This is a genomic window from Neisseria elongata subsp. elongata, from assembly GCF_900113545.1.
GTDB classification, from domain to species: Bacteria; Pseudomonadota; Gammaproteobacteria; order Burkholderiales; family Neisseriaceae; genus Neisseria; species Neisseria elongata.
This window is the reverse complement of record NZ_FOPS01000010.1, coordinates 50,498-70,814: the sequence shown is the minus strand read 5'-3', so window position 1 is coordinate 70,814 and position 20,317 is coordinate 50,498. Positions and strand designations below refer to the sequence as shown.

The following is a 20,317-nucleotide window of genomic DNA, read 5'->3' as shown; positions in this document are numbered from 1 at the left end:
TACCCGAACGGGTTTGAAACAAAATGCGGGCCATCGGGCCGTGCGGCAGTGCCGCCTGATGCCTGCCAGAATAAGGTTTTTATTGATACTGCTGCACGCCCACGGTTTCGGCCAGGGCTTTGAGGCGGCGTTCAGATTTTTCCACATAGGGGTTGTTGCTGTCCCAGGCGTAGCCGGCGAGGATGGAGCTGATCATGCGGCTGATTTCGGGGTTGCGGTTGGGGGCGTAGATGGCGTCTTGGAAGCTGCCGTCATACCAGCCGTTCACATAGGTGCGGAAGGCGTTGACGCCCGTCATCAGGGGTTCGGCGAATTCGCGCTGCCAATTGGCTTCTTGGCCTTTGAGCTGGCGGGCGAGCAGGTCGGCGGCGAGTTTGGCCGAGTGCATGGCGATGGTGACGCCGGAGGAGAAAACGGGGTCGAGGAATTCGGCGGCGTTGCCCAAGAGGGCGAAGTGGCGGCCGTGCAGGGTTTTGACGTTGGCGGAATAGCCTTTGATGTGGCGGAAGGGGAAGTCGTTTTCCCATTGGGCGTTGCCCAACACGCGCGCGAGCATGGGGATTTCGGCAGCGTAGCGGCGCAGGATGGCTTCGGAATCGCCCAGCCCGGCAAAGCGCTCGGGCAGGCCGACCACGCCGATGGAGCAGCGGTTGTCGCCGAAGGGAATCAGCCACAGCCACACGTCGCGGTGTTCGGGGTGGGTGGAAATCAGGATTTTGTTGCGGTCGAACTCTGGGTCGCTGATGTTGTCGTCGATATGGGTGAAATGGGCTTCGCGCACGGGCAGATGGGACGGGGTGTCCAAGTCCAACAGGCGCGGCAGCACGCGGCCGTAGCCGCTGGCATCGAGCACGAAGCGGGCGGTGAGTTCGTAGGTTTCGCCGTTGTCGGTTTCCACGCTGAGGCGGGCGGTGTCGCCGCTGTTGTCGAAGGCGGTAACGGCGTGGCCGAAGCGTACGTCCGCGCCTTGTTTGGCGGCTTCGTCGATCAGGATTTTATCGAAGATTTCGCGGCGCACTTGGTAGGTGGTGCCGGGGCCGGGGCTGAATTTGTCGGTGAAGTCGAAATAGGTGTAGCGGCTGCCCCAGGTGAAGGCGGCGCCGTTTTTAAACTGGAAGCGCTTTTCGGCTTCGACGGCGGGCAGGAAGCCGGCTTCTTCGATGAATTCCATGCAGTGCGGCAACAGGCTTTCGCCGATCACGAAGCGGGGGAAATGCTGTTTTTCGAGCACGCACACGGAAAAGCCGTGTTTGAGCAGCAGAGCTGCGGCGACTGCGCCGGAGGGGCCGGCGCCGATGATGGCGATATCGCAGGATTGGGTCATGTTTGGTCTCCTTAAAAGATGGGGGTGCGGGGTAGGCTTCAGGTAGCCTTTCAGACGGCTTGGAAGGCTACCTGAAAATGGAGGGATAAGGTTTGCGCGGCATCAATATATAAAACCGTTGGGTTTAAGTTTCAGACGGCCTTTTTGTAGTAGCGGGCGGGTTTCGTCATTCATAATTCACATTAGGGGAGGCTACCTGAAAAGTTCTAGCTAGCCTCCGGGGTTCAGGCGAAATATTTTGTGGAATGACCTATTGGTCTAACATTTTGGTATTGATCAACAAACGCACCGTTGTACCTTCATAACGCTGGTTCAACCATGCCTGTAACCGTTCGCGGTCTTTGGCGGGCAGAGGTTGGTCGAATTCGAGGGAGACAACAATATTGTTACTTGCGTCCGCTTCTTCGCTTTGAACTCTCTCAGGCTGCTCCTGCGTAGCGGGTGCAGTTTGTGCTTTTTCCCAAACCAAACCGCGCCCAACAACGATTTTTTCGGCTTCCGGATATTGGGCTTTGATTTCCCTCAGTACTGCTACGTCTTCGGGACTGGTGGTTTTGCCCGCCAGCACGGTATCGATGTAGGCCTGCTGCTCTTCCAGCTTGTTCTGTAACTGCACCGAGTTGTTATGGCTTGCCAGCAGTTCTTCAATTTTGGTGTCACTGCCCCCCGCATAGACTACTTTCACTTGCGGTTCTTTTATACCTGCCGCTTTCAGATTTGTGACCAGCAGAGTGGTAATTTTCTCGGCATTCCCTGTTCCGTTGACAATCAGCCCGACTGCACGTTCTTTGTAGTTCACCATTTTACGCAGCACGAAAAAACCTTCCTGCTGTTGTGCAGCGGCGATGGCATTGTTGGCTTTGGTATTAAACAGCTCCTGACGCACTAGTCCCGATGCCATATATCCGCTCGGAATCATCACTGCCAACACTACGGCTGTGATAATAATACGGTGCAGTCTGCGTTTGGTCTCACTTACCAGCCCCCTGCGCGGCAGCTTAAGTAGTTTGGAAAACAGTAGGGTGGAAAAAGCGATGAACACGCAGTTGATGGCAAACAGATAAAAAGCACCGAAAAAATAGTGCCAGTTACCGTGTGCTAGTCCATAGCCCGCCGTGCACAGGGGCGGCATCAGTGCAGTGGCAATTGCCACACCCGGGATGGCATTGCCTCCTTCTTTGCGCGTTAATGCCACAATGCCTGCACTACCGCCGAAGAAGGCAATTAACACGTCCCATAGGGTTGGCTGGGTACGTGCCAAAAGCTCGCTTTGTGCCTCTTTCAGCGGGGTTAGCAGGAAATACAGTGTAGCGGTAACCAAACTGATGGCGATGAACACAATAATATTGCGTGCTGCTTGGCGGATCAGTGCAGTATCGCCTACCGCGGCACCGTAACCCACACCGACGATCGGCCCCATCAACGGAGAAATCAACATCGCCCCAATCACTACCGCCGTGCTGTTTACATTCAAACCGATACTCGCCACGGCAATGGCAAACATCAATACCCACATGTTAGTTCCAGATACCCGCGTATTGGCACGGATGGCGGCATCGATTTTGTCAGGATGAGCTTGGTCATGTGCAAGGTTGAATACATCTTGCAGTTTGGTCATTGTGTGATTGTCTTGTACTTCCTGATTTTTACTATTTTCCTGTTCTTGCATTTTCTTATCCTCAAATTTTAACGATTGTTTTGAATGCCACCTCACAATTGTGATCAAGGATAGGCGGCACACTTTTTATTAAGAAGCTATATTTTAGTTTTGCAGAAGTCCAACCTTAGCTTTGCCAAGATGTCGATTCATTAGTTGAAGCTCACGTTTTCAGGTAGCCTTTTTCAGACGGCCTCCCGCCCCGCGCCTTCCTTCTTCAGCAGCCAGGCCGAGAGCAGTACGTTCAGCCCCACGCCGAGCGATACGGTGATGCCGAAGGCGGCGACGGCGGGGGTGGTGCTGATGGCGAGCAGCAGGAAGGAGATGGCGGTGGTGAGGGCGGCGAGGAGGATGCCGCCGAGTTTGGCGGCGGGGGTTTCGCGGGCGGTGAGGGCGTAGACGGCGTAGTCCGCGCCCACGGCGGCCACCAAGAGCAGGCCGAACATGGCGAACAGGCTGACGGGCAGGCCGAGCCAGCCGAGCAGGCCGACGGTGGCGGCGGCGGAAATCAGCGGCACGGCGAGGATGAGGCTGCCGCGCCGTGCGCCGAAGATGCGCCACAGCACGAGCCAGGCCAGGGCGAAGGAGGCGAGTTTGAGCCAGGCGGCGTGGTTGCGGGTGTGGCGGAAGAGTTCGTTCAGCCGGGCGCGTTTGTCCACCAGCCGGGCGCAGGTGCCGCCTTGGTTGCAGGGCAGCGCGGAGAGTGCGGTTTGCACGGCGGCGGCATCGTTCAGGCCTTGCACGCGCACGAGGGCGGCTTCTTGGCCTTGGATATTGCCCAGATAGAGGGTGCGCCAGGCTTCGGCGGTTTGCCCGCTTAAGGCTTGATCAAGCGGGACGACGGGCTGGACGGCAGCCTGTTGCAGGGCGGTTTGGATGGTGTCGGGCTTCAGGCCGAGTTGCAGCATGGGGTTGGTCGACGGGGCGGGCTGTTCGGCCAGGCGGTGCAGTTGGGCGAGCAAGGCTTGCTGTTCTTCGGCGGGCAGCAGCCATTGGTTGAGCGACTGCACGCCGCCGAGTTCGCCTTTGCCGACCAAGGGTTGCAGGGCAGCTTCCACTTGCGCGCTGCGGCGCAAGAGTTCGTCTGCATTGTCGGCCTGCACGAGGATGCTGCGGCCGCCGGTGTCGTTGCCGCTGATGTCGGCCACTTGGCGCATTTCAGCGATGAGTTGGGGCGATAAGGCAGCCCAGTCGCGGATGTCGTCGCGCCAGTCGGTTTTCAGGTAGCCTGCGGCGGCCAGCGGCAGGACGGGCAGGAGCAGCCAGTGCAGGCGGGCGGCGGCGAGTTTGTGCATGGCGGCGGCAAACCGGGCGGCGCGGGGGCGGTATCCGCGAAATAGCGGCGGCAGCAGGAGCACGGTGGCGGCAAACGCGCCGCCGAGCGCGGCCACGGAAAATACGGCGGTTTGGCGCAGCACGGGCAGCGGGGTGAAGGCGAGCAGCAGATAGCCAGTGGCGGTGATGCCCAGCCCGGCGAGGAAGGCGGGCTGGACGCGGCGCATGGCTTCTTTGGCCGCCCAGTCGGGAGAAAACACCGAGGGCGTGAGCCAGTGCAGCGGGAAGTCCACCAGCATCCCCACCAGGCTGGTGCCGATCACGACGGTGAGGATGTGAATTTGCCCGAACACGCCCACCACGGCCGCCGCGCCGAGCAGCATGCCCGCGCCCAGCGGCAACACCAGCGCAAACACGCGCGGGCTGCGGAACACGGCCAACAGCAGGGCGAAGGTGAGCGACAGGCCGATGGCGGACATCAGGCCGCTTTCGCGTTCGGATTGGGTTTTGGCTTCGGCGGCAAACAATGCGCCGCCGGCAGCCAAGAGGCGGTAGCCGCCGCGCTCGGCTTGGGCACGGGAATCGGCCAGAAGCGGCAGCAGGCGTTCGGCCTGATCGGCGGCGGCTTTTTCAGGTAGCCTGGCGCGCAGCCATACCCAAGTGATGCCGTCTTGTTCGCTATACATCATGCCGTTGCCGCTGTGCCATTGCAGGCGGCTGGAGGGCTGTTTTTGCTGCACGAAGCGGGCGAAGCCGAGCCAATCGTCTTCCAGCGGCACGATTTGCGCGGCAAACGGGTTGGCCGCGTCTTCGGCGCGCTGTTGGAAATAGGCGGCGGGGTCGTGCAAGAGCAGCTGTTGCTGTTCGCGCGGCAGGGCGTTCACGCCGAGGCTGCGGATTTCCTGCCGCAGTTGCGCCAAATCGGGGTTTAGGCGGCTGTCCACCGCGGCGAACAGGCCGCTGTTCTGCCAGCGGTCGGCCACTTGTTCGGCGGCGGCGAAGGCGCGGTCGGCATCTTCGCTGCCCACCAAGAGCAGGATTTGGCCGTTGAGCTGTTTTTCGCCCGCTTCGTCTGCCGCGCGCCACACCGCGTCCACCTGCGCGTCGGCGGGCAACAGCGCGGTGAGGTCGGTTTGCAGACGGCCTCCCTGCGCTATCCCCCAGCCCAGCCATGCGGCGGCGAAGGCCAGCAGCAGGGCATACAGCCACGCGAGCCTAGTCATGCAGCGCCACCCTGCCCGAAGCGCAATGCGTGTCGCCCTGCCTGATGGTGAAATGGATTTTGTTTTTCGCCGCGTCGTGCCGCAGCGTGAGCTGCACGGTGTCGTGCGGGCGCACAAAGTGCTGGTATTTCAGGTTTTCGATGTGTTGCACCGTTTTTCTGCCCCAGTCGAAGCACGCCGCCAAATCCATCGCCCACTGCACTTCAATCACGCCGGGCACCAGCGGGAAATCGGCGAAATGGCCGCCGAAATACGTCAAATCCAGCGGCACCGTGCCTTCAAACGCATATTCGCGCGTTTCTGCGTTTGCGTGCAGCACAGCCCACTGCGGCGCGGTTTGCGGCTGGGTAAAGGCCGTCTGAAAATCCTGTTCGCGGATTTTCGCCTGCGGATTGCGCGGCAGGGCGGCGGCGAAACGCCAATAGCGCGGCAGGGCGGCGGTGTCTTGCGTTTTGGCCAAATGCTGTTTCAGGGTTTGCACCACGGTGGCGCGCCCCTGCTCGCGCAGTGCGGCAATGCCCTCGGCGGAAAGTGCCGCCCAGGCGGCAATCCGGCCGTGCTGCGGATGGCGGGCGCAATGCGCGTCGGTCACCCAGGCGTGGGCCAGCAAATCGTGCTCCAGCTGCGAGAGCGACACGCGTTTGTCTTCCAGCTTGATGATGCGGTCTTGGCGGCCGAGCAGCTCCAGCCGGCGGCCATCCAGCCGCACCGCATCGGCGGTTTGCCGCACCCCGCCGCTCCACGGCGAGGCTACCTGAAAAATGTTTTCTGCGTTTACCGAAGCCTCCACTTCGGGCAACAGTTCCCACGCACCGCCCTGCCGCAGCGCGATGACGCCGGTTTCCGTGCTGCCGTACACATCGTGCGGCGCAAAGCCCAGCTTCTCTTGCAGCAGCGCGGCGGTGGCCTCCGGCAGCATTCCGCCCGCGCTGATGATGCCGCGCACATTCTGCCGCAGCCGCGCCCAATCACGCCCCTCGCCTAAGCGGTTCAACAGCGCGGGGCTGGCAATCCACACGCACTCGCGGCGCGAATCGGCCAGCAGCAATTCGGGATACACGCACTGCCGCCGCCCGATTTCACAGCCCGCCGCCAGCGACACGAACACGCGGAAGGTCAGCCCGTATAAATGCTGCGGGCTTACGCTGCCCACGGCGGCCAGGCCGTGCCAGCTTTCAGGTAGCCTTTCGGCCAGCGCCGCCGCTTCGGCCTGCATCTGCGCGCGCGTTTTGGCCTCCACTTTCGCCTCGCCCGAAGAGCCGGAAGTTTTCAGATACAGCACGTTTTCAGACGGCCATTCCAACGCTTCCGCCGTCGCGGCCGCCTGCTCAGCCGCCCCGTCGTACAGCCAGAGGCCGTCTGAAACTTCCGGCACGTCGCTCAACCACACCGCCCCACCCGCTTCCGCCCAACGGCGGTTTTCCTCCGCCAGATTCGGCGGCAGGTACACCTCCGCCCCCGCCAGCCACGCGGCCAGCAGCGCGGAAGTAAAGCGCGCCGCATCGTCGAACCACAGCGCGGCGGCCTGCACCTTGTACGCACACAAACGTGCGGCCAAAGCCAGCGTGGCGGCGGAAAACTGCGCGGCTGTCCAGCCTTCGGCCAGCAGGGAATCGGGGGAACGGTTTAAAAGCGGGAGTATGGGCATGGTTTCGGGTTAGGGTTGCAGTTGGATGGGACGGGCGGTTTGGGGCGTTTCATCAGCGGTTAAAAAATGTATTGCCGACTGACGCGCGTATCCGTGATGCCGTCTGAAAGTTTTGACGGCGGATTGTACAACGGGTTTGAAGGATGCGGGTATCCATACCGGCAGCATCTTGGGATTCCGGCATCTGATTGAAGCGGCGGAAGTCTGCCGTTTCCTGCGCCCCTCCATTATCGGCTATTTGTCGGGCACGACGCTTTGATACGGAAGGGCTGCAGACGGGGAACTATCGGAAAGGCCGTCTGGAAAACAGGGATGGTTTTCAGACGGCCTAGTGGGATTGGCTTTATTCGTGGTCAGGTTCGGCAAACCAATCTTGTGTGGTGGTGTCGGCATCGAATACCTGCCCCATCAGCGGGGTCAGCGGGTTCACGCCCAGGCTGCGCGCCAGCGGGAGGCTTTGCAATAGGGGTTCGTTCCAAGCGTGCAAGGCCATCGAATACGCGCCCCAGTGGATGGGCATGAAACGTTTGGGCGAGAGTTGTGCCGCATAGCGGGCGGTTTGTTCGGGGAAGAGGTGGTTGTTGGGCCAGTGTTCGCTGTATTGGCCGTTTTCGATAAAGGCGATGTCGAAGCCGTTGAATTTTCCGGCAATTTTATCGAAATGGCTGCCGTGGGCGGAGTCGCCGTGGAAATAGAATTTTTCGTTGCCGTGTTCGATGGCGAAGCTCGACCACAGGGCTTGGTTGCGGTCGGTCAGGGTTCGGGAGGAGTCGTGGCGTGAGGGCAGCGCGGTGAAGCGGATGCCGTTGCGTTCGGTATGCTGCCACCAGTCGAGTTCGGTGATGCGTTCGCGCGGCACGCCCCATTTTTCCAGCAGTACGCCCATGCCGAGCGAGACGACGAAGTGGCTGCCCTTTGAATTGAGTGCCTGCACGCTGTCTTTTTCGAGGTGGTCGTAGTGGCTGTGGGAAATCAGGACGACATCGACGGGCGGCAGTTCGCCGATTTCGGCAGGGGCGGGCTGAAAGCGTTTCATCATGACGGGGACGGGGGAAACGGAATCGCCGAATACGGGATCGGTGATGACGGTTTGCCCGCCGATGCGCATCAGCAGGGTGGAATGGCCGAACCAGATAAAGCGGCTTTTGCCTTCGGGGGCGGCGAGGAAGGCCGGCCAGTTGGGTTTGACTGTGGGTAGAGGCTTGGGCGGGCGGGTTGCCTGCGGGTCGGTCAGGATTTTCCAAAACGCGCCAGCCAGGCCGGACGGCTTTTGTTGCGGTTCGGGATTGAAGAAGGTTTGCGTTTCCGGGTCGTAGTGGTCGCTTGCAGGGTAAACGGGATGGCGGTCGGGATACAGGCCATAGGCCGATAAGGCGCAGGCGGCGGTGAGGGTGGCGAGTTTTTTCTTGTGCTTCATGGTGGTGCGTTTCGGCGGTCGCGCCGTTTTCAGACGGCCTGCATTGTAGCAGCAGGGCAGGGCCGGTTTTATTTTTTACTGAACGGGGTAATAAATTAACTTAATTTTTGCCTGAGGGGTGCGGCATCGATAGGCCGTCTGAAAGGTTGTTTGCAGTTTTCAGACGGCCTTTTCAGACGGCCTTTAGGGTGTGCGGCGGTTTATTGTCCGAAGGCAAAGGCGGCGATTTTGAAATAGAGGTAGTTGGCCAGCAGGGCGGCAAACCAGAGTGCGCCCAATCGGTTGTTGGCCAGGAATTCGCGGAAACAGGCGTTTCGGTCGCGCTGCCGGATGGCGCGGTATTGTTTGATTTGCCAGTAGAGGGCCAGGGGAACGGCGGGCCAATACGGCCAGGCGGCGGAAATCGTCAGGCCCAGCCAGATCATGAGGGCGGTGAAGCCGAGGTGACAGGCGAGTACGGCTTCGGCATCGCGGCGGCCGAAGGTGATGGCCGAGGTTTTGATGCCGATTTTGAGGTCGTCTTCTTTGTCGGCCATGGCGTAGGCGGTGTCGTAGGCCAGCGTCCACAGGACGTTGGCGGCAAAGAGCAGCCAGGCGGTGGGCGGGACGTGGCCGGTAACGGCGGCAAAAGCCATCGGGATACCGAAGGAGAAGGCCAGGCCGAGGTAGAGTTGGGGCAGGGGGAAGAAGCGTTTGGTGAACGGGTAGCTCATGGCCAAAAACAGTGCGGGCAGGCTCATCAGCCAGGTCAGGCGGTTCAGCGGCAGCAGGCAGAGCGCGGCGGCGAGGCAGAGCGCGGCGGTCAGCAGCAGTGCTTCTTTTTTGCTGACTGCGCCGCGTGCGAACGGTCGGTTTTTGGTGCGCTCGACCGCGCCGTCGAAGTTGCGGTCGGCAAAGTCATTGATGACGCAGCCCGCGCTGCGCATCAGGAAGGTGCCGATGACGAAGGCTGAGAGGATGGTCAAGTCCGGCATGCCTTGTGCCGCAATCCACAATGCCCACAGGGTCGGCCACAGCAGGAGCATGGTGCCGATGGGTTTGTCCGCGCGCATCAGTTGTCCGTAGATTTTCAGGCGTTCGGCTGTTGTGTTGTTCATGGTGTGTTTCCGTTGGTTTGAAACCGCCCGTGTCGGGTAAAATGCTTTGGAGGCCGTCTGAAAGCGGGACGGTGTTTCAGACGGCCTTTTGCATGCGGGGGCGGCGGTCTGTTCGATATGATAATAATTTACCGTTTGTCGGCGTGATATGCCGTTAATCTTTACCCGATTTAATGCCGCCATTGCTTTACTTGGCGGTTCGGCTGCCTATAATAACGCCTTCGCTGTGTTTGGTTTTGGACTATGAAACGCTCTGTCCTCTGTCCGATGCTGCTGGCCGCTGTCGGGCTGATTTATATCGTGCTGTTTACCTGTGCCATCAATTATATTGCCGAGCAGGTGTTCCGGTTTACTGTGTTTGCCAAGCCGCAGGCAGTCGTGATAACGGTTGCTTTGGCGGCATCGGTATTGTTTGCTTCGCCGCTGCTGCCTTTCTGCCGCAAGTTGTTCGAACGTTGCGGCGCGAAATGCCGTCATTATTTCGACCGTACCCGCTAATCCCATCCGTTCCGCCGTGTTTTTTCAGACGGCCTGTTTCCCTTCGGGCGGGTTGTCCGTCTTCATGCTCTGTTCGAAATCGTGCAGCAGCTCCAGTTCAAACCGGCTGAAGCCGGCTTTCTCCCGCGCATCCAGATTCACATATCCCCGAAATACGAACATGTCGTAACGCGACAACAGGTTGCGGAACAAGGCCATCGGTTCCAAGCTGCGTTGGCGGCACAAATGCTGATACCAGTAATTGCCGATTTTCACATGGCCGACTTCGTCGCGGTAAATGATGTCCAAAACACCGCATGTTTCCGTATCGCCGCGTTGCGCCACTTTGGCGCGTATGCCGGGGGTAACGTCCAAGCCGCGCGCTTCCAGCACCCTGGGTACCAACGCCATCCGCAGCAGGGGGTCGAAAGCCGTTTTGTAGGCCATGTCCCATAAGTGGTTGTGCGCGTCGAAATCGCCGTAGGCATAACCGAAGGCTTTCAGACGGCTCGACATCAGGCGGAAATGGTATTCCTCTTCGCAAGCCACCTGTATCCAGTCGTACACAAATTCGTCGGGCATCAGGCGGAAGCGGTAGGCCGCATCGAGCGCGAGGTTGATGGCGTTGAATTCGATGTGGCAGATGGCGTGCAGCATCGCGGCATAACCTTCCGGCGTATTCATTTTACGCGGCGTAACGGCTGAAGGCGGAACCAGCGCGGGTTTGTCCGGCCGGCCGGCTTCGCGGAAATCCAACGGCGGCGCGGCATTCTTCTCCAAAGGCGGGCGTTGTGCCGAACACTCGGCCAGTTCGCGCACCAGCCGGCATTTTTGTTCCGGGTCGCGGGACAAAAGTGCCTGTTCGAGCAGTGAATAAAGGGAGTGCATAAAGTTTCCCGACGGCGAAAAGCCGCTATTATAAGGTCAAACCCCCGCAAGGCCGTATCTGGCCCGGGCGGGGAATTAAATAATTGTCAAAGCTTGAGGCCGTCTGAAAATAAAACGGCAGTCAATACATATCCTTAACGGCTTTACAAAAATTAAACCCGTTCCGAAGTACTTGCCCGTTTGAAGATAGGCTTTATACTGCCGCTTTGTTGCAATCCAGCCGTAAGGAAATGTTTAATGAAACAGACGACTTATTCGAAATTCTTCGCTGCCGCTATGTTGGGCCTGGCAATCGGCGCGGCGCAGGCGGGCGGAATCGATGCCTTGAAAAAATTCAATGCCGATGCCGACGGCTTGAGCGGCTCGTTCAGCCAAACCGTGAAAAACAAAAAGAAAACGCAAACTTCCGGCGGTACGTTCCAAATTATGCGTCCCGGCCTCTTCCGCTGGGAATACAGCAAGCCCTACAAACAAACGATAGTCGGCGACGGCCAGCATATTTGGCTGTACGACGTCGATTTGAAACAGGTAACCAAATCCGACCAGTCGCAGGCCATCGGCGACAGCCCCGCATCCATCCTGTCGGACAAAAACGCTTTGGATTCCAGTTACAGCCTGAAGGAAGACGGCTTCGGCGACGGCATTGATTATGTGCTCGCCACGCCGAAGAAAAACAATGCCGGATACCAGTTCATCCGCATCGGCTTCAAGGGCGACACGCTGGCGGCCATGGAGCTGAAAGACGGTTTCGGCAATCAGACCAGCATCAAATTCAGCAATGTGAACACCCATCCCAACTTATCGCGCGGCAATTTCAAATTTGTGCCGCCCAAAGGTGTGGACGTGTTGAGTCAATAAACAAAACGGAGCTGCCGGCTTTACGGCGGCTCCGAATGTTTTTCAGGCCGTCTGAAAAACGGACGGCCGCGCAGGGGGAGGAGGAATGAAGACAAAAAGTAGGGCGATACGGATGAAGATATTCGCACTGGCTCTTTCGATGGCTGCCGTCCAGGCGCATGCCGTCTCGGCACAAAAGCTGGTGTGGGAGGCGCGCCAGCAAATCGGCCGCACCACCGCCTACGATCCCGCCTACAGCAATATCGGCTATCCGATGGGGGATGTGCCCGTGCACAAAGGCGTGTGTACCGATGTCGTCGTCCGTTCGCTGCGGCGGCAGAAAATCGATTTGCAGCAATTGATACACGAAGACATGAGCAAGAATTTTGCCGCCTACCCGAAAAAATGGGGTCTGACCCAGCCCGACCGCAACATCGACCACCGCCGCGTACCCAACATCGCCACCTATTTCCAACGCAAGGGCTATCAAACCCATGACGAAAAATTTCTGGCCGGCGACATCGTTACCTGGGATTTGGGTCGCGGCCTTACCCACATAGGCATCGTTTCCGACCGCAAAAGCGCGGGAGGAGAGCCGCTTATTCTGCACAACATCGGACGTGGGACCCGTGAAGAAAACATCCTCCGACGCTACAAAATCACCGGCCATTACCGTCTGCCGCGATAACCCCTTGTTACGGCACCGGAAGGCCGTCTGAAAAGGAGTAGTAAATGATGAAAACCAAATATCTGGCCGCCGTATCCGCCCTGCTGTTGGCGGGCTGCGTGTACAGCGAAACGCCGTACGGCCGTTATGCAGTCATCGACCTGCCCGTGGAAAGCCGCACCACCATCAACAAAACCGTGACCATCAATGCCCCGCCGGGCACCACCGTCGTTTACGGCGACGCCACCCCGGCTTCCGTCTATCAGGGCGGTTACGACTGTTATTACGACAGGGGCAACCGCCGCCGCTGCTATCCGCGCCACAATCCGCCGCCGAGACAGGTGTACCGCGTGGAAGGCCAAAGCGGCAGCATAGGGCAAACCTATGAAGGCGGCGGCTACTATATCGGCGGACAAATCAGCCGCTAGCCGGGTTTGCCGTATGCGGACGATTTGACAATGCCTTAATTCCTTAACATTTCATTTGCTTAAATCCGGGCCGTCTGAAAAAGCGGCTGCGGCGATTGACAGCGGCGGGCAAATTCCGTATAGTCCGCGGTTCTGAACACGGAGTAATGGCTGAGAGGCTGAAGGCACCTCCCTGCTAAGGAGGCATGTGGGGTCAACCTGCATCGAGGGTTCGAATCCCTCTTACTCCGCCAATCTTTGCAAAACCCCTGAGTTATTCAGGGGTTTTGCTTTACCTGCCGCCGTATTTCGATTTATGTCCTCCATCCGTCTTTTCTTTTCATTCTTCTTCATCGTCCTGCTTGCCGCCTGCGGCCCATCCGCCGAACGGCAGGCCATGGTTTTGCAGGGCAAAACCATGGGCACGACCTATACCGTCAAATATCTTTCAGACGGCCTCAAAGATTTGCCGCCTCCCGAACAGGTGCAAGCCGATTTGGACAAATTGCTGGTTGAAGTAAACCGCCAAATGTCCACTTACGACCCGTCGTCCGAAATCAGCCGCTTCAATCAGTTGCAGGCTGTCGGCGAGCCGATGGAAATTTCCGCTGATTTTGCCTTCGTTACCGCCGAAGCCTTCCGTTTGAACGGCCTCACCCAAGGCGCGTTGGACGTTACCGTCGGGCCGTTGGTAAATCTGTGGGGCTTCGGGCCTGACAAAACCGTTACCCTCGAACCGACGGACGAACAAATCCGGCAGGCTTCCGCCGTGGTCGGTACGGATAAAATCATCCTGGCCGGCGTGAGTGGAAAACAGACGCTGGCCAAAAAAGTTGCCGGCACATATCTCGACCTTTCTTCGATTGCGAAAGGATTCGGCGTGGACAAACTGGCCATCCATCTGGAAGGCCTGGGTATTGAAAACTATTTGGTGGAAATCGGCGGCGAATTGCGCGGGCGCGGTAAGAACGAACGCGGCGAAACTTGGCGAATCGGCATCGAACAGCCGCAAATCCTGCAAGGCGGCAATACGCAAATCGTCGTTCCGCTGGCCAATCATTCGCTGGCCACTTCGGGCGACTACCGCAATTTCCATGTCGACGCGCACGGCAGGCGGTTGTCGCACATCATCGACCCGCAAAAGCATGTCCCTATCAGCCACAACCTCGCCTCCGTCAGCGTGATTGCCGACAGCGCGACCACCGCTGACGGCCTTTCCACCGCCTTGTTCGTATTGGGCGAGCAGCGCGCCCTGCAGCTTGCCGAACAGCAGGGTTTGGCGGTATTCTTGATTATCCGCGACGGCAGCGGCTACCGCACGGAAATGTCTTCCGCATTCAAACAACTGCTACGCGACAAGGATAAATCATGAGTACCATCCTTCTGACTTTCGGTCTGTTTTTATTGATTATATTGGGCATGTCGGTCGGTTATATTTTTTCCAAACGCTCGATTAAGGGCAGTTGCGGCGGCATTACCGCGCTGGGCATGAAGAAAATGTGCGATTGCGAAACGCCGTGCGATACGTTGCAGCAAAAACTGGATCGCGAGGCATCGGAAAAAATTACCGTCGACCAATAAATCAGCCGCCGGATTGCTTTCCGGCGGTTTCATATCGTTTTACCCAACGCCCAAACTGGTTTTTCATCATGGCCGTCCAAAACATCGAACACATATCCGCCGCCGACAAGTTGCAACCGCTTTACGTCATCCACGGCGAAGAAGACCTGTTGCGCGTGGAAGCGTTGGACAAATTGCGTGCCGCCGCCAAGCAACAGGGCTATTTGAACCGTGAGGTGTACACTGCGGACAACGCCTTCGACTGGAACGAAATGCTCGCATCTGCCAACAGCATGGGTTTGTTTGCAGACTTGAAGCTGATGGAGATTCATATTCCGAATGGCAAGCCGGGGAAAACTGGCGGCGAGGCATTGCTGAGCCTGGCGGAAAACCTGCCCGACGATACTGTAACCGTCGTCATGCTGCCCAAACTGGAAAAGGCGCAGACACAGGCCAAATGGTTTGCGGCGATGGCACGGCAGGGCCTGGTGTTGGAAGCCAAAGCCGTTTCAGGCAACGCACTGCCTGCTTGGATTAAAGGCCGTCTGAAAAACGCGGGATTAGACATCGAGGCCGATGCCTTGACACTGTTTGCCGAGCGGGTGGAAGGCAACCTGCTGGCGGCCAAACAGGAAATCGACAAATTAGCTTTGCTGCACCCGAGCGGCAGCATTATCAGCGTGGCGGATGCCGAGCTGGCCGTGGCGAATGTGGCGCGGTTTGACGTATTCCAACTGGCGTCGGCCTGGATGAAAGGCGATGCCGTACGGACTTTGCATCTGCTGGAAGGCTTGGAGGCCGAAGGGGAGGAACCCGTGCTGCTGCTGTGGGCGGTGGCCGAAGACATCCGTACCCTGATTAGGCTGGCCGCCGTACTCAAGCAGGGGCAGAGCGTACAGTCTGTGCGCAACAGCCTGCGCCTGTGGGGCGATAAACAGACACTCGCCCCGTTGGCCGTCAAGCGGCTGTCCGTCAGCCGCCTGATCGGTGCATTGCAGGAGTGCGCCCGTATCGACCGGATGATAAAGGGCGCGGAGGACGGCGATGCTTGGGCGGCCTTCCGCCAAATGGTTTACGGCTTGGCGGTCTAGCGTTTCCGTTGCCGTCAATGAAGCGAACCGTACGGCAATATCGAAATATGTGAACCTGCCGTTGAGGCCGTCTGAAAAGATGCCGAAAAGGTTAATTCGGTTTACAATCCGCACTTCGAACCAAACACAAATTTAAGAGACAGACATGAACCCGAAAATGTTTATCCAACCCGCCATCCGCATCTCGGTTATCGCCGCCGTCATCATCGGTATCCTGATACTGTTCGGCGTCAGATGGTGGGTGGCATTGCTCAGCGTACTGGGCATCATTGCCGTTATCGCACTCTTGGCCGTGTGGGTCATCAAACGCCAACGCCGCCAGTTTACCGAACGCCTCAAAGCATTCAACATCGACCCCGAGAGCGGGCGCATCAATCCGGCCGACCTGCGCCGCATGTACAACAGCGGCGGCCAGGCGCAAAAAGATGCAGTGATGATTTACTGCATGGCGAACAATAACTGCCCCGAAGCCGATGCGCACAAAGCCTTTAAAGAAATGTCGATGTTCAACCCGAACGCCCGTCAGGCGCAGATGAAAGCCATGCAGGAAATGCAGGCTCAGCAGCGCAAAGGCAAAGGAAAAGGCAAGGGCGGATTCCGCTGAAATGTCGAATAACGATACACGCCGTCTGAAAAATGTTTTGCCGGGTCAAAACCATTTTCAGACGGCCTCTTTTTACGGAAAAGCAAACCATGTATGACGTAAACACCCACGATGTGCGCCGCTTCTTCGCCGACGTTTGGCGGCAGCGGTTTGCCCCGCTGCAATTGGATGCATTGCAGCAAAAAGCATTGCGGATTCTCGAAGCCCATCAGGAATATGCCGATTATCTGGAAAACATCGAGGACTATCTGGATGCGGAATGGAAACCGGAAGGCGGCAGGGAAAACCCCTTCCTCCACCTTTCGTTGCACCTCTCGATACAAGAACAGGCCGCCATCGACCAGCCGCCCGGGATCCGCACCATCCACCAAACCCTGTGCGCCCGCCATAACGGCGACTGGGTGCGGGCGGAGCACCACATGATGGAAGCATTGGCCGAAACCATTTGGGAAGCGCAACGTTACGGCCGAGGATTGGACGTAAACGCCTATATGACCCGCCTGAGAAAAGCCATCGGGCTAGGTCAGGAAGAGCGGGCACGGCTCAACCCGCATGAAGTCGGACTTGGGCAGGCGGCCATCGGAGAATAATGGCAGCGGTTGATATACTATAACAAAATTTTCATAAAAAACATATGCTTAGGTATTTACTTTTCCGTTTTGGGAGACTATTATCGCGTTTCCCTAAAACCGGGCAAGACCATACCCGGCCTTAATCAAATCGAAGGAAGCATCATGACACACTGCACTATTCATCACGACCACGCCCATGTTCACGGCAGCGGCTGCGGTCATACCGCCATCAAACATGACGGCCATATCGACTACCTGCACGACGGCCATTTGCACCATGAGCACAACGGCCATTACGACGAACACACCCTGCCGGTAAATGAAACCAACCCCGATGCCTGCATCCCGCTCGATACCTGTGCGGGCCATGTTCACGGAGAAGGTTGCGGACATGAAGCTGTCCCTCACGGCGACCATATCGATTACTTGGTCAACGGCCGTCTGCATCACCAGCACGGCGATCATTGCGATGACCACGGCTCGGTAGAAATCGTTGCATAATTCAGACCGATAAAGCATCGGGCAAACAGGGGAGTCGGCATAATGGCCGGCTCCCCTGTTGTTATATGTGTTGTACTTGAAGGTAAAAACAGTATGTCTATTTTTCGCTGTCAAATTGGATAAATAGGGACTTAGACGTTTAAAAAAATAATATATTCAATTATTTAATACTATCCGATACCCTGCGTTAATTAAATATTTTTATTAAACATCATGCTTTAATGTTTTATTTAAATTTGAAATTTACAAATCTTTAATGCAGAATGGTAATGTAAGCTTTTTAAATGTGAGGTTTTAAACTATGGTCAAACAGACTGTTTTGGTATGTGCTGTTTTATTGTCACTGACAGGTTGCGTTACTTATGGCGGTCAGCGTTTCATTCCTTCTCCGGAGCAAGAGGCCGCAATGCAGGCTGATTCGCGCCGTGTTCAGAACGATGAGCGTGCGGAGCGTGCAGAGCGTCGTAGGGAGCGCCGTGAAGAAATGATGGATGAGGCCGATGCCATCAACCGTGCTTATGGCAACAGAAAAGTCTATATCCTTCATTAATCTTTAGATTTATTCGATTTTTTCGTATTTCAGGTATTTATTATGAAAAATAAACTAGCGCTTATCCTTCTGACTTCAATCATTGTAACCGGCTGTGCCGCTCAGGGAAGCTCTGTCGGCGATTTGGCTGTAGGTGATGATTCTGCTGCCATCAAAGCCGGCCGTAACCGTGCTTCTGCCCAGTTGTCCCGTGCGGAACTGGAACAACACAGACGTCAGCGTCAAAACGTTTCCGAAGAATTGGCATTGGAACGCGAGAAACGCGCCAACAAACGTGATCAAATCAATGGTGCAATGGGTACTGCCGCAGGTGCGGTTGGCTTGATCGGCGGTATTGCCGGTACGGCTGCCGCCATTAAAGCATGGTTCTAAACCATTTGGACAAATGAAGCAAAACGGCTGTCGGTTATCGACAGCCGTTTTTTGTTTTCCAACAATGCTTTTTATAGTTGCAAAACATGCCCTTTCAACCGGAGGCCGTCTGAAAACGGCCTTCGGCAAAGCAGGGGCGCAGCCTGAATAGTTAAAACAGGCGGTATTCTTGGCGGTTGATTGAAAAGCCGTGGCCGTCGTTGTTTTTACAGCTTAAGCCCGATGTTTCGCTGCGGCAGCTCCAACCGTTGCCGCTGATGGTTTCGCCGTATTTCAGTACGCGTGTTTTTTCGTAGCCTTCGTTGTAAGGGACAAATTCGAAACCCGCGCAGCTCATAGCGGCTTTACCTTTGGCGTTAAGCGTGAAGTCCAAGCCTTCGCCTTGTTTTTCACAGCGTTTCGGCATGGCTTTGTTAAGGCCGATGAAGCAATACAAGTCGTTGGTATAGCGTTTGTCGGCCTTGGCGTGTTTATGGCTGTTGCCGCCACATAGGATATTGCCGCTGGGGGTGGCGAAAACGTGTTGGTAGTCATTGTTTAAATAGATGCTGGATGAGCCGGCAAAGACGGGTGCGGCGGCAGAGAGTAACAGAAGGGTCAGATATTTCATGGTGGTTTCCTTGATGAATGTTTCCTGTCGGAAAGATTGGGAAGTGGTTTTCAGACGGCCTCAATCGGGCTGACGGTCGGGGCTAATCGAATTCGAAGTTTTCCTGTTCGGGCGTTGTACCGAAATCCCGTCCTTTTTCCCATTTGGCCTGTTCGATTTTTTTGCGCCGTACGGCCAGCAGGCGCATGACTTGGTGTTTTTGGTCATCGTTCATTTGCTGCCAGTAGAGACGTTCTTCCCGGCTGCGCAGGCAGCCGATGCAGTAGCCTTTGTTGTTGGCGCGGCAGACGCCGATGCAGGGGCTGGGGATGGCGAAGAAGTCGGGCTGTTCCATGTTTTCAGACGGCCTTTCCCTGCATGTTGTGGTGTTCGACGGTGAAACCCGCGTCGCGGTAGGCGCGGAAGCGTTCCCTTGCTCCGGCCAGTTCGTCCGGGCTGTTGCCGACGATTTCGAGCACGCGTTGTGGCAGCGGTTGCGTCGTGTGCCAGAAGTCGTCGGTCAGGTTGAGGACGAGGGTGCCTTCGGGCAGGGGCGGCAGGTGGTCGCCGCAGGCTAAAACGGCGGCGGCATCTTGCGGATAAGGGTGTCCTTCAAACCATATTTCGTGCGGCAGGAAGCTTTCGGGCGGGTCTTGCCACAACTCTTTGTCCAAACGGTGCATTTCTGCTTCGCTGCCGCACCAAATCAGCAGGCGTTCGTTTTGGCCGCAAGCCCGGCGGGTGAGTTTGCAGGCGAAGGCGGCGGGGTCGGTTATGTGGACGTAGAAGGTGGCTCTGGGCATGGTGCGGCTCGCAATGGAAACGGCGGTATGGATGATGCGTTGCTTATACAGTACGGATATTTAATGGTTTTTTTGCTGTGTAAAAGTTTGGGCGGTAGTTTCGGCAAGGGCGGTTCGGGCAACGTTTGCAGGGTTGGCGGTTGTACTGCACATATTTCAGACGGCCGTTCGGCCATCAACCGGCCTATTTTCCCGCAACCTTATCCAACGAGATGCTCAAAATCTGCGTGCCGTCGGCCTCAACCAGTTCCGTCAGCACCCATTTGTAATCTTGGCAGCGGTAAATCTGCTGCCCATTGTCAAATGCCTGCCATCCTTTTTCAGGCAGCCTGAACTGCTTTTTGGCCTGTTCCGCATGCGCGGCAAAGGGCTTCCGCTTGTTGTAGTGGATGAACAGGTTGATGTTGCTGATTTTTCTGTCCTGATAAATCAGGAAGGCGGAATTTATATCTTTGCCCAACGGGTGTTCGTTTGCGAAAAGATGAATCCCACCTTCTTGCGTTTCGCGCTTTTCGAGCGCGGCCGTCGTGTCGTGCGCTTGGGGAAACCGTTTTTTGAACTGTGCCAAAGGTTCGCCCAATTTCAAGCCCCTCAAATCGGCGCGCGCCACTTCCGCTTCGCACGACTGCGCTACCGCAGTGCCGGATAAGGCCAGCAAAATCAAACACAATATTCGTTTCATGGTTATTTCTTGTACGGTATGCTTTATTTGAATTATACAGATTGTCAGCTCGTTTTTTTACATTCAACCGCATATG

At 57.1% G+C, this 20,317-nt stretch carries 23 protein-coding genes and 1 tRNA gene; 13 read left to right on the top strand and 11 right to left on the bottom strand.

The annotated features are described in order from the left end of the window. Nucleotides 1-79 precede the first annotated feature (79 nt). The 6 genes from BM261_RS09655 to ubiA form a co-directional block, all read right to left on the bottom strand. A complete protein-coding gene (locus BM261_RS09655; protein WP_074897768.1) occupies nt 80-1,324 on the bottom strand; it encodes an NAD(P)/FAD-dependent oxidoreductase in 1,245 nt (414 codons plus the stop codon). A gap of 250 nt (nt 1,325-1,574) precedes the next feature. Beyond that, nucleotides 1,575-2,993: a TIGR00341 family protein gene (locus tag BM261_RS09650; protein WP_074897766.1), complete on the bottom strand. Its 1,419-nt coding sequence runs from the start codon at nt 2,991-2,993 to the stop codon at nt 1,575-1,577. A 173-nt stretch (nt 2,994-3,166) separates the two neighbouring features. Further along, nucleotides 3,167-5,479 carry an MMPL family transporter gene (locus tag BM261_RS09645; protein ID WP_074897764.1) on the bottom strand — a complete coding sequence of 771 codons (2,313 nt, stop codon included), beginning with the start codon at nt 5,477-5,479 and terminating at the stop codon, nt 3,167-3,169. Further along, entirely contained in the window at nt 5,472-7,127 is a 1,656-nt protein-coding gene (locus BM261_RS09640; RefSeq protein WP_074897762.1) for an AMP-binding protein, read from the bottom strand. The genes BM261_RS09645 and BM261_RS09640 overlap by 8 nt, the downstream gene beginning before the upstream one ends. A 343-nt stretch (nt 7,128-7,470) precedes the next feature. Then, complete coding sequence (locus tag BM261_RS09635) at nt 7,471-8,544, bottom strand: MBL fold metallo-hydrolase (protein ID WP_074897760.1); 1,074 nt, start codon at nt 8,542-8,544, stop codon at nt 7,471-7,473. 200 nt (nt 8,545-8,744) lie between these two features. Further along, nucleotides 8,745-9,641 carry a 4-hydroxybenzoate octaprenyltransferase gene (ubiA, locus tag BM261_RS09630; protein ID WP_074897757.1) on the bottom strand — a complete coding sequence of 299 codons (897 nt, stop codon included), beginning with the start codon at nt 9,639-9,641 and terminating at the stop codon, nt 8,745-8,747. Between the two features lie 243 nt (nt 9,642-9,884). Between ubiA and BM261_RS09625 the strand changes: the two genes are divergently transcribed. Next, complete coding sequence (locus BM261_RS09625; RefSeq protein WP_240317862.1) at nt 9,885-10,139, top strand: hypothetical protein; 255 nt, start codon at nt 9,885-9,887, stop codon at nt 10,137-10,139. Nucleotides 10,140-10,163: 24 nt separating this feature from the next. Here BM261_RS09625 and BM261_RS09620 read toward each other — a convergent pair whose 3' ends face one another. Continuing rightward, nucleotides 10,164-11,006: a ferritin-like domain-containing protein gene (locus BM261_RS09620; RefSeq protein ID WP_074897751.1), complete on the bottom strand. Its 843-nt coding sequence runs from the start codon at nt 11,004-11,006 to the stop codon at nt 10,164-10,166. 237 nt (nt 11,007-11,243) lie between these two features. Between BM261_RS09620 and lolA the strand changes: the two genes are divergently transcribed. The 12 genes from lolA (at nt 11,244) to BM261_RS09560 (ending at nt 18,167) form a co-directional block, all read left to right on the top strand. Next, nucleotides 11,244-11,864, top strand: a complete 621-nt coding sequence (gene lolA / locus BM261_RS09615; RefSeq protein ID WP_074897748.1) for an outer membrane lipoprotein chaperone LolA — start codon at nt 11,244-11,246, stop codon at nt 11,862-11,864. 112 nt (nt 11,865-11,976) lie between these two features. Further along, complete coding sequence (locus BM261_RS09610) at nt 11,977-12,531, top strand: DUF1287 domain-containing protein (protein ID WP_107918779.1); 555 nt, start codon at nt 11,977-11,979, stop codon at nt 12,529-12,531. Nucleotides 12,532-12,575: 44 nt separating this feature from the next. Beyond that, a complete protein-coding gene (locus BM261_RS13065; protein ID WP_370446633.1) occupies nt 12,576-12,938 on the top strand; it encodes a hypothetical protein in 363 nt (120 codons plus the stop codon). Nucleotides 12,939-13,078: 140 nt separating this feature from the next. After that, nucleotides 13,079-13,171: transfer RNA gene (locus tag BM261_RS09600), tRNA-Ser, on the top strand. Nucleotides 13,172-13,233: 62 nt separating this feature from the next. After that, nucleotides 13,234-14,289, top strand: coding sequence for an FAD:protein FMN transferase (locus BM261_RS09595; protein WP_074897741.1), 1,056 nt, complete (start codon nt 13,234-13,236; stop codon nt 14,287-14,289). Beyond that, nucleotides 14,286-14,498 carry a (Na+)-NQR maturation NqrM gene (gene nqrM, locus BM261_RS09590; protein ID WP_003771937.1) on the top strand — a complete coding sequence of 71 codons (213 nt, stop codon included), beginning with the start codon at nt 14,286-14,288 and terminating at the stop codon, nt 14,496-14,498. The genes BM261_RS09595 and nqrM overlap by 4 nt, the downstream gene beginning before the upstream one ends. 68 nt (nt 14,499-14,566) lie before the next feature. Beyond that, nucleotides 14,567-15,568 (top strand): DNA polymerase III subunit delta, encoded by a 1,002-nt coding sequence (gene holA / locus BM261_RS09585; RefSeq protein WP_074897736.1) that lies wholly within the window; start codon nt 14,567-14,569, stop codon nt 15,566-15,568. A 145-nt stretch (nt 15,569-15,713) separates the two neighbouring features. Continuing rightward, nucleotides 15,714-16,172 carry an NfeD family protein gene (locus BM261_RS09580; protein ID WP_003771941.1) on the top strand — a complete coding sequence of 153 codons (459 nt, stop codon included), beginning with the start codon at nt 15,714-15,716 and terminating at the stop codon, nt 16,170-16,172. 89 nt (nt 16,173-16,261) lie between these two features. Next, nucleotides 16,262-16,762 (top strand): DUF1841 family protein, encoded by a 501-nt coding sequence (locus tag BM261_RS09575; protein ID WP_074897733.1) that lies wholly within the window; start codon nt 16,262-16,264, stop codon nt 16,760-16,762. Between the two features lie 144 nt (nt 16,763-16,906). Continuing rightward, nucleotides 16,907-17,245, top strand: coding sequence for a hypothetical protein (locus BM261_RS09570; RefSeq protein WP_074897730.1), 339 nt, complete (start codon nt 16,907-16,909; stop codon nt 17,243-17,245). Between the two features lie 301 nt (nt 17,246-17,546). Next, a complete protein-coding gene (locus BM261_RS09565; protein WP_049248545.1) occupies nt 17,547-17,795 on the top strand; it encodes a hypothetical protein in 249 nt (82 codons plus the stop codon). A 42-nt stretch (nt 17,796-17,837) separates the two neighbouring features. Continuing rightward, nucleotides 17,838-18,167: an NGK_0946 family protein gene (locus BM261_RS09560; RefSeq protein ID WP_040665810.1), complete on the top strand. Its 330-nt coding sequence runs from the start codon at nt 17,838-17,840 to the stop codon at nt 18,165-18,167. Nucleotides 18,168-18,318: 151 nt separating this feature from the next. Here BM261_RS09560 and BM261_RS09555 read toward each other — a convergent pair whose 3' ends face one another. The 4 genes from BM261_RS09555 to BM261_RS09540 all read right to left on the bottom strand — a co-directional run bounded on the left by BM261_RS09555 (nt 18,319) and on the right by BM261_RS09540 (nt 20,241). After that, on the bottom strand, nt 18,319-18,777 hold the full coding sequence (locus BM261_RS09555) for a DUF6636 domain-containing protein (protein ID WP_074897726.1): 459 nt from the start codon (nt 18,775-18,777) through the stop codon (nt 18,319-18,321). Nucleotides 18,778-18,859: 82 nt separating this feature from the next. After that, nucleotides 18,860-19,111 (bottom strand): DUF1289 domain-containing protein, encoded by a 252-nt coding sequence (locus BM261_RS09550; protein WP_003771954.1) that lies wholly within the window; start codon nt 19,109-19,111, stop codon nt 18,860-18,862. 4 nt (nt 19,112-19,115) lie between these two features. Further along, nucleotides 19,116-19,559, bottom strand: a complete 444-nt coding sequence (locus tag BM261_RS09545; RefSeq protein ID WP_074897724.1) for a DNA polymerase III subunit chi — start codon at nt 19,557-19,559, stop codon at nt 19,116-19,118. Between the two features lie 184 nt (nt 19,560-19,743). Beyond that, nucleotides 19,744-20,241, bottom strand: coding sequence for a hypothetical protein (locus BM261_RS09540; protein WP_074897722.1), 498 nt, complete (start codon nt 20,239-20,241; stop codon nt 19,744-19,746). Nucleotides 20,242-20,317: the final 76 nt, after the last annotated feature.